We start from the raw sequence: 7647 nt of genomic DNA, 5'->3' as shown, positions 1-7647 counted from the left end.
GACGTGATGACCTCGACATTGGTGACGCGGGAACGGTTGCCCTGGCCGAACACCTGGGTAATCGGCGAAAGCGACTCGTCTTGCGTTTCCGTCCAGAAATCTTGAGTAGGTGTCAGGTACATTTTCGCCGGAAGCGGCGCGAATGACTGATAAGGATTGATCTTCGTGCAACCCGTCACGGCCTCTTGCAAGATAAGCGGCTCTTCCGTGTAGGTGAGGCACGCCGGGGCCGCCATCGAAAAGGCTTGGAAGCTCGGGATGATCGGAATCTGGAATGAGCCGTTGAAAACCGCCCCGTTCTGCGCCTCGCCGGCATCGCGGTAGCGGTCGTCATTGAGCGGGTCCACGAACACGCCCTTTTTCGCCACTGGCTCACGCGCGGAAATGTCCATTTGCAGGCGCGCCAGCGCTATCAGGTCGATGGCGTCGACAAGGCGGTCATACATGCGTTGGAGTTGCCAGAACGGAAGCGACCGCGTGCCGTTGTTGATGATGGCAGGCGTTCCGAACCAATCGTTTTCGACCACGCAAAGCGCGAGCAACGTGGCGGGCGGGGCCGGCGGCTGCGGTTGCTCAACGGCGGGAATGCCCTTGAGGTAAACGACATTTCCGTCCCTATCGAGACAGATGAGGTCGTGGCGCGGCAGATTAAAGTTGTAGCTCACGAACACGTTGCCGCCCGTGACGCCGCCGGAAATGGTGATGCCGGTAGGCGTGACAACCGAGGGCACCACGGCGTCGAGGTAACGATAGGTGATATCGAAGGAAGAGCCGGGCGCCGGTTCCGGGCCAGCCGGCGACCAATCGATACGGTCGCCGTTGCGCGTGTAGCTGGCGGGCGAGGCGTAGGTCGTGGCGCCTTGCTTCACAAGCGAGATAGACACCACGCCGGTGTGCCCGAGCAAGTCGGTCGTGTTCGCGACCGCGCCGCGCACGATGGTTTCGGTAACCTCCTTCGTCACGATGACTTGCGCGACCGAATTGATCGGCGAGCGGTTGAGCGCGATGGTCGCGGTCCCGGTGCCGCCATCGTCAAACGTATGCGGTTCCGAGGCAATGTTGAGAATATCTGGCTCTTCGGGCTGGCCGAAGCGAGTCGCGGTGTTCCGGGTCCGCTTGTATCCGAGAATATTTGCAGTGCCTTCCTCGATAGAGAACCATTGTTTTCCGCCGGACAGGCCGAGCGCCGTTACCCGGCAACCGCGAGCGACGTAGTTTTCGTGCGCGTCATAGTCTTGAGCCGCCATTGCGGCGTTAAACCCGGACAGCGAGGGCGGCGGGGTTTGGTCGACAACGAAGCCGTCGCGGATCTGGTAGACGCGATAAAGGGCGCCGGCCTGGCCGTCGCCATCCCAACCCCACGCAAGCGAAAGCTCTTCGCGCGCCGCGCCAGGTTCGCCGTAAGAAACAATCGCTTCCTCGTGCAGGCCGAGCAAGGACTCGTCTTCCTCATGCGTCACAACCGTTTGCAAAACGCGAACACCGACGACGACATCGCCCACAATCGGCAGGCCCGCAAAGCTGGCCTCGCCAACCGGGCGGATATCGCCTCGCACGTACACCTCACCGGCCGCCAGCGTCGCGTCGCCGGTGAACGGGTCCACAATGATTTCGCAACCCTTGCGGCGGTCGCCGTCACTGGCAACCATGTTGCCGATGTTGGTTCGCTTCCTCGCCTCGATAGAAAACGCTTCGTTGAATTCGGCGCCTTGCGCAAATTTGCGCTCGCGCATCAACACCCGCTCGCGCGGCGGGCTAGCCTGCGAACGGTCATAAATATCGGCCAGGTCGGGACGAGTCGCCTTGTCGAAGATCAGATATTGTTCGTTCGCCATTTTCAGATTTCCAATTCGATGGTGACGTGCTGGCGGACGGTCCGCCGGAAGGTGAAGTCGACCGGGACGGCGCCGATCTTCATATCGGCGGGGTCATAGCCGGCCTCAAAGGCGATTTCTTGCGGCTCGAGCCAAAGCTTGCCAGGCTTCGCGGCGTTAGCGTTGTGAGCGCGGAAAACCAGCCCCACGGAAGCGCATTGCTCGCCCTCGCTATCGCCGAAGTCGGTTCGCACCTCGACTTGAAAGAACACCTGGCCCGGCGCCGAGTCATGGTTCGCGGTCACGTCCCGAACGGCTACGGGACGGCGGTAGCCGATGACCTGGCCGGCGGCGTCATAGAAGGCCACGTAAACGGACAGGCCGGACAGCAGAAACGACTTGAAGGCCCCGGCATCAGTAACGCCGTTCCATGAAATGCCGGGCGCCGTCCACGGGAACGCACCCCATTGCAGCACGTCGCCGACCGAGACGTTAACCCCGAGGGCTTCGCGCTCTTCCGAGGTTGCCACAATGCTGGCGGTGAGGTCTTCGCCGTGGCTCCACTTCACCGTTCCGCCGTCAAGACGAATGCCGCTGTCGTCACCCCAAAGGGATTCGCCCCATTTCTGTTCGCTCCATTCGAGGGCGCGGACGTTGTAGCCGTGCCAGCCGCGTATGAACGCCGAGCGGGCCGGGTCCGAAATTCCGACCAGATATTCGGCGTCGCGAAGCACTGGCAATTCAGCTTCAGGCACCAAACCCATGGCGACCTGATAGCGGTTCCACTTACGGCGCCGTTCGTTCTGATCCTCGATTGAGGGCGAGGTGTAGCCAAGCCAGGACAGTGCGGCCAGGACAGCCGCAGGGGTGCCCCGGACCCGCTGCCACGGGATGCCGGCGGCGATGATTTCTGCGTCGCTTTCGAAATACTCGGATATCGGGCCAAGCCCGTATTCCGCCACAACCCAGGGCGAGAAGGCGGCCGGGATTACGCCGTATTTCAAGCCAGCGATACTATCAATGATCGCGCCGAAATCGGGCGTCCTATCCAGTGACATGGATAGCGCGCGCTCAAAGGGCGAGGCGTTGTTTGGGAGAAGATGCAACGCCGTCAACGCGACCTCCCGGCGAGGTTCACGGTGATGGTGCCGAGCGTTGCCGCTTGGTTGTCATTCTCAATGACTGGAGCCGCCGGGGTGACGACCTCGACCTTGGCGACGCCAGGAATATGGACGCGGGCCGAAATCCAAGACGGATTAAGGTCGAACCCGATTCCGCCTTCGTCAAAGAAAGCGGCCCGAATGAGCGTTTCCATGCTGCCGATGATCGCGGCAGGCGCGTTCGGCAGAAGCCAAACGTTCAAGACGATGTTTTGCGGCGCCTGGGTAGCCGAAACGACCTCGATAACGTCATTGATCGAACGGGCATCCGGGGCCGTCACGGCGGCCTCTACAGCGGCCAGCATGGCCGCATCAGGAACGCCGCCGTTGACACGGGACAGCAACGCGACGCGAAGCTTTGGCCCGCCGTCCACCTGATAGACTGCGACGTCCTTTACGCGGACATCAGCGGTACGGGCGAGGAACTTATAACGCTCTTCCGGCCCGCCGGTGGAGCGGCCCTGAATCGCCAGGATGGTGCGGCTTCGCAAGGCGGCATCGGTTTCGCCGACCAGCCTAAGCACGTCATAGAACGCGGCGAGGTGATCGAGGTCGGACCCCGTAGCGAAGAACAGAAGGTTGGCTTTCGCGGCATCATTGACGCGCTCGCGCAAAACAAGATCTTGATACGACGACGCCTCAATTACCTTGATCGCGGGGTCGCTTTCCAGTAACGCGGAATAATCGGGGTCAAGCTCGACAAGTTTGTTGATCGTAGCTTGCCGAATCTCTTCGTAAGAGAGGGTCGCAATAACCGCCGGGACGGGGAGTCCTTCAAGCGTATATTGCGCCTCGCTCATTTGATGACAATTCCGCTAAGTGTGATGATCTTTCCGTCCGGCAAATATTCGCCGGTTAGCCCGAATTCTATAGCGCCGTCGCCGAGTGGATTAAACGAAGCTTCCCGCAATCTCAGGCGCGGCTCCCATCGGGTGATCGCCTCGGCGAGGGCCATATAGAGGTCGACCGCGAAATCCGAATTGACGGGATTGTCTACAAGGTTCGGAAGATCCGAACCGTACTCGCGGCGCATCACCCGCGTGCCTATGCGCGTTGAAAGAATGTCCGTGATGGATTGCTTGAGGTGCGCCAGGCCTTCAAGCGGCTTGCCGGTGCGGGCGTCCATTCCGAGCATTGCGGTTCCCCTTACGCCACCGGGCCAGTGTTCGCGCCGCCAGGCTCAACGCCGGTGTGTTCGTGCAGATAGGAAATATCTTTGCCGTTGTGGGTGAGCGTGGCGGACTCGATGTCGATGGCGCCAGGCGCCTTGATTTTTATGGCGCCGCCGCTGGCATGTATCGAGGCGCCGCCGCCGATGTTGAGGGCGTAGCTGCCGCCCTCGGCGACGTCCATCTTGTAGGCTTTCGCATCGTGGTCGTACTCAACGACCGTGCCGTCCGGGTATATCGTCCGGTGAATGTTGCCTTTGTCCGCCGCTTGCTTCGCCTGGGTGGCTATAGAGCCCACAATGACGCCCTGAGAGGGGTCGCCAGAGGGCGAGACGATAACCACCTGTTCGCCCACGTCGAGGCTGTCATAGGTCCGCGTTTCGCCCGCCCGAGCGCTGGTAAACGGTAGCCAGTCGCTTTCGAATTTGCCGGCCTTGACGCGGTAACGGGCTTTCGCGTGGTCGACCTGCGAAACCTTGCCCACAAGAACCGAGTTCGAAAGCCGGCGCTCAAGGTCCGTGATGTCTTTTTCGCGGCGCTCAAGCATCGGGCATCACCCCCGTTACATCGATATAATCGGGCTCATGGCCGGGGCCGGTATCGGGATCATAGCCGAGCATGACGGTCGTCGGGCGCCGGCCTTCAACCTCTATCAGTTGCGTGTAGTAGACGACGTCGAAGGTTAGGACGGCAGTCCACAACGCGACCTCGGCTGTTTCCGCGAAGGCCATAGCCGTCGAGTTGATCGTGCACCACTCGACCAGATTGCCGAGCGTGGGGTTTGCGTGAAGCCAGTTTTCAACCTCAAGCGCGCAATCGTCCACCGCCTCGGCGCCGTCATCGCCGACCGCGTAGCACTCGACCATGAGCTTGAGAAAGCGGCGGCGAACCCCGCCATCGTGGCGATAGTCCGGGTCGATGACATCGTCGCCGGTGTAGACCACTACCACGGGCATGATGCGCGCGTCGGCGGGAAAGTCTCGGCTGTTATAGACGCGGGCCTTTGCCGCCGTAGGGAACACCGGCGGCGTGCTCGCGTCCGGCGTGGAAAGCAAGTTGGCGGCGGCGGCGCGTATGAGCTTTCGCGGGTGCGGTGCCGAGGCCATCGCCTATTTCTTTCGCAGATGCAGCTTTGTGTTCTTGGACGAGTCCGCGAAAGTGTCGATCACTCGGAAAGTGCCCTGGCCGGAAATCGTCACTTCGTCATCCGGCAAAGGATCAAAGCCGAGGTCAGCGTTGCGCACGTCAAGCACCGGGATGCGTGACGTGGTGGACACCTTGCCGCCGGCCTGAAGCTCGGCGTGTTCGTAATCGAAAATCGCGATCAGGTCCGGCTTGATTTCGCCAGTCTCGGCGCGCCTATAGATGACTGCCACGGCCTCGCCGAACGTATCCCGAACTATGCCGGTCATATCGTCAAGGAGGCCGTGCCAATCCATGGGAGTAAGCCGCCGGATTAACCGGCGGCGGTCGCCTTGGCGGTGAGCAGCATTTCCGGCCGCGTGCAAATGTACAGCGGATAGGAATAGACCTCGGGGCGAACCCAGAAGTTGCGCTTCTCGTCGCGGATCATCATCGCGTAGAGCGGCCGGCCGATGGTGTTGACCATGTCGAACGCTTCGCCCGGCGCAAATGCCTTCTGGAAGACATCCGGCGCATTAAGCGGGAAGAACTTGCACTTGGTCGACCTGATGCCCAAGCCGGCCTTGGTGCCAGGCGTAGCCTCGTCGCTGAAATCGTCCGTGCCACGATAGTTGATAAAAAGGATGCCGCCGTAATCGAAGACCGCATAAGAGCCGGCATTGAACACGCTCTGAGTGGCAGCGCCGAAGGCGCGTGCAAGCGTCTGCGCCTGCGAGGTGTTCAAGTAGATCTCGCGAACCGATTTGTGGGCGGTGAGCTTGTCGAAGAAGGCGTCGCCAGCCAGGCCGACCACGCGGGTGCCGATGGTCCAGGCGCCGCGAGCCGCCTTCATCATGATACGGATGACGCCCCGGCACTTCTGTTCGATATCGGTCGTTGCGGTGTCCAGCGCGAAGTCGATTTCCTCGGGCTCGTCAATGCCCCATTCATCGAACCAATCCACGATGACCGAGCCGTCAGCGTCCAGAACTTTGCCCTGCAGTGCGCCCAACTGCATGTTTTCCCAGGTCAGTTCGACGTCGCCGATAAGACGCTGTTCGAAGCGGCCCACGTAGGAAATCATGGTTTCGAGGTCCGACTCGGTGCCGAAGGCGCGAACGTTGGAAATCTCGGATGCCCGGATGGTATGACCCTTGGCGATACGGCTGGTATCGTACTTTCGGATCGAGCGGCCGTCGCGCTTGCCCTCTTCCAGCGGCGCGCCACGTTCCGAGGTCTGAATGATATTCAGCACGTTGCCGGCGCGGCGCTCGACCGAGACGTGTTCCGTTGCAATCGGCACGTCCGTGAACAGGTTCATGGAACCGATCAGGTTTGGCTTGAATTCGTAGTCTTCAAGCGCCACGGTCATAGAGACGGCGGAAAACGCGTCGTCGTTGAAGATGTCCATATGCATAGGTGCGGTTCCTCGTTTTCCCCGTCGCCGTGGTTAGCGAACGGTGATTCCTTTTGCTTCGAGCGCTGCGATTGCGGCGGCCTTTGCCGGCGCCGAAATGCCGACCGGCCAAACCAGTTCGAAGTCGGCGACCTCGGATTCGCGGACGGTAAGAACCGCCTTCTGATCGGCCGTGGTGGCGTCGACATCGCCGAAGAGAATGGCGGCGGCATCCTGCGAGCCGTCACCGGCGGCGGGGTCCAGCTTTTTGTACTTCTTAGTGCCGGCGCCGACCGTGATGGTGAAGCCGTCACCGGCAACCATCGGAGTCGCGCCGGCCGTGATGGTGAAGCCCAGGTCATCTGCATATGCGGCGCCGGTCTGGCCGGACTTGACCTTGAAGCCGTCCGGGTCGATCACGTCGAACTTGGTAGCGGCGGTGAATTCCACCTTGTAGACGCCGGGCTTCGCGCCCTCGGCGGTCGTGACAGCCGAAATCGTGGCGTTGCCGGTGTTGCCACCATTGGCAGCGGCCACAGCGGCCCCGACCACGACCTGGCCGAGCACGGTTCCGTTGAGATACTTGACGCCGCTGGCGAGGACGCCGACCGCGCGCGAGCGCATGCCGCCGGTTTCACCAGCCGACTCGCTGATGATGTGAGCGCCGGCCCGGCGGGTATCGTAGAGAACGGTAGACATTGCGGAATCTCCTGTTGCCGCGCTTAGTGGCGCTTGAGTGCCTTTTTCCACGCGGAAGACTTGCCGGCCGCGTCGAGAACCTTGCTCGTTTCGGCCTTCGCCTTCGGGGTCGCGATTGCCGAGACGTTTTCGCCATCGCCGGCCGCCGCCGCGTCCAGAACCTTGGAGCGGGCGTCGGCCACGCTCATTTTCGTTTTGATGGCTTCCGCCACGTTGAAGGTGACGCCGAGGCGGTCGGCCTGGGCGGCGATGGCGGCGAGGCCTTCGCAACGCGCTGTCTCTGCCGT

The 7647-nt window shown here is 61.6% G+C and carries 9 protein-coding genes and 1 pseudogene; all 10 read right to left on the bottom strand.

Annotated elements, in window-relative coordinates:
• The coding region (locus EOA27_RS13850; protein ID WP_127256509.1) for a DUF4815 domain-containing protein at positions 1 to 1835 on the bottom strand (1835 nt) is incomplete at its 3' end.
• A 2-nt stretch (positions 1836 to 1837) separates the two neighbouring features.
• Positions 1838 to 2929, bottom strand: coding sequence for a phage tail protein (locus EOA27_RS13845; protein ID WP_127256507.1), 1092 nt, complete (start codon positions 2927 to 2929; stop codon positions 1838 to 1840).
• A complete protein-coding gene (locus EOA27_RS13840) occupies positions 2926 to 3774 on the bottom strand; it encodes a baseplate J/gp47 family protein (protein ID WP_127256505.1) in 849 nt (282 codons plus the stop codon). The genes EOA27_RS13845 and EOA27_RS13840 overlap by 4 nt, the downstream gene beginning before the upstream one ends.
• The gene (locus EOA27_RS13835; RefSeq protein ID WP_127256511.1) at positions 3771 to 4100 is read right to left on the bottom strand and encodes a GPW/gp25 family protein; all 330 of its coding nucleotides are present in this window, start codon (positions 4098 to 4100) and stop codon (positions 3771 to 3773) included. Before EOA27_RS13835 ends, EOA27_RS13840 begins: the two co-directional genes overlap by 4 nt.
• A 20-nt stretch (positions 4101 to 4120) precedes the next feature.
• A complete protein-coding gene (locus EOA27_RS13830; protein ID WP_127256502.1) occupies positions 4121 to 4690 on the bottom strand; it encodes a phage baseplate assembly protein V in 570 nt (189 codons plus the stop codon).
• Positions 4683 to 5249 carry a hypothetical protein gene (locus EOA27_RS13825; RefSeq protein ID WP_127256500.1) on the bottom strand — a complete coding sequence of 189 codons (567 nt, stop codon included), beginning with the start codon at positions 5247 to 5249 and terminating at the stop codon, positions 4683 to 4685. Before EOA27_RS13825 ends, EOA27_RS13830 begins: the two co-directional genes overlap by 8 nt.
• A gap of 3 nt (positions 5250 to 5252) precedes the next feature.
• Positions 5253 to 5582, bottom strand: coding sequence for a hypothetical protein (locus EOA27_RS13820; RefSeq protein ID WP_127256498.1), 330 nt, complete (start codon positions 5580 to 5582; stop codon positions 5253 to 5255).
• Positions 5583 to 5599: 17 nt separating this feature from the next.
• Entirely contained in the window at positions 5600 to 6682 is a 1083-nt protein-coding gene (locus EOA27_RS13815) for a major capsid protein (RefSeq protein ID WP_127256496.1), read from the bottom strand.
• 33 nt (positions 6683 to 6715) lie between these two features.
• Positions 6716 to 7285 (bottom strand): head decoration protein, encoded by a 570-nt coding sequence (locus EOA27_RS13810; RefSeq protein ID WP_127256494.1) that lies wholly within the window; start codon positions 7283 to 7285, stop codon positions 6716 to 6718.
• Positions 7286 to 7383: 98 nt separating this feature from the next.
• Positions 7384 to 7647, bottom strand: a pseudogene (locus EOA27_RS40665) (hypothetical protein); the annotation flags it as partial.

Origin of the sequence: Mesorhizobium sp. M2A.F.Ca.ET.037.01.1.1, assembly GCF_003998075.1 — a bacterium.
Lineage (GTDB): Bacteria > Pseudomonadota > Alphaproteobacteria > Rhizobiales > Rhizobiaceae > Mesorhizobium.
This window is presented reverse-complemented; position numbering and strand designations above follow the sequence as displayed.

What these genes read in the sequence shown, in the direction of transcription:
- EOA27_RS13815 (WP_127256496.1), bottom strand. Translation starts at nt 6,682, where the DNA reads ATGCATATGGACATCTTCAACGACGACGCGTTTTCCGCCGTCTCTATG.
- EOA27_RS13835 (WP_127256511.1), bottom strand. Translation starts at nt 4,100, where the DNA reads ATGGACGCCCGCACCGGCAAGCCGCTTGAAGGCCTGGCGCACCTCAAG.
- EOA27_RS13825 (WP_127256500.1), bottom strand. Translation starts at nt 5,249, where the DNA reads ATGGCCTCGGCACCGCACCCGCGAAAGCTCATACGCGCCGCCGCCGCC.
- EOA27_RS13830 (WP_127256502.1), bottom strand. Translation starts at nt 4,690, where the DNA reads ATGCTTGAGCGCCGCGAAAAAGACATCACGGACCTTGAGCGCCGGCTT.
- EOA27_RS13820 (WP_127256498.1), bottom strand. Translation starts at nt 5,582, where the DNA reads ATGGATTGGCACGGCCTCCTTGACGATATGACCGGCATAGTTCGGGAT.
- EOA27_RS13810 (WP_127256494.1), bottom strand. Translation starts at nt 7,285, where the DNA reads ATGCGCTCGCGCGCGGTCGGCGTCCTCGCCAGCGGCGTCAAGTATCTC.
- EOA27_RS13840 (WP_127256505.1), bottom strand. Translation starts at nt 3,774, where the DNA reads ATGAGCGAGGCGCAATATACGCTTGAAGGACTCCCCGTCCCGGCGGTT.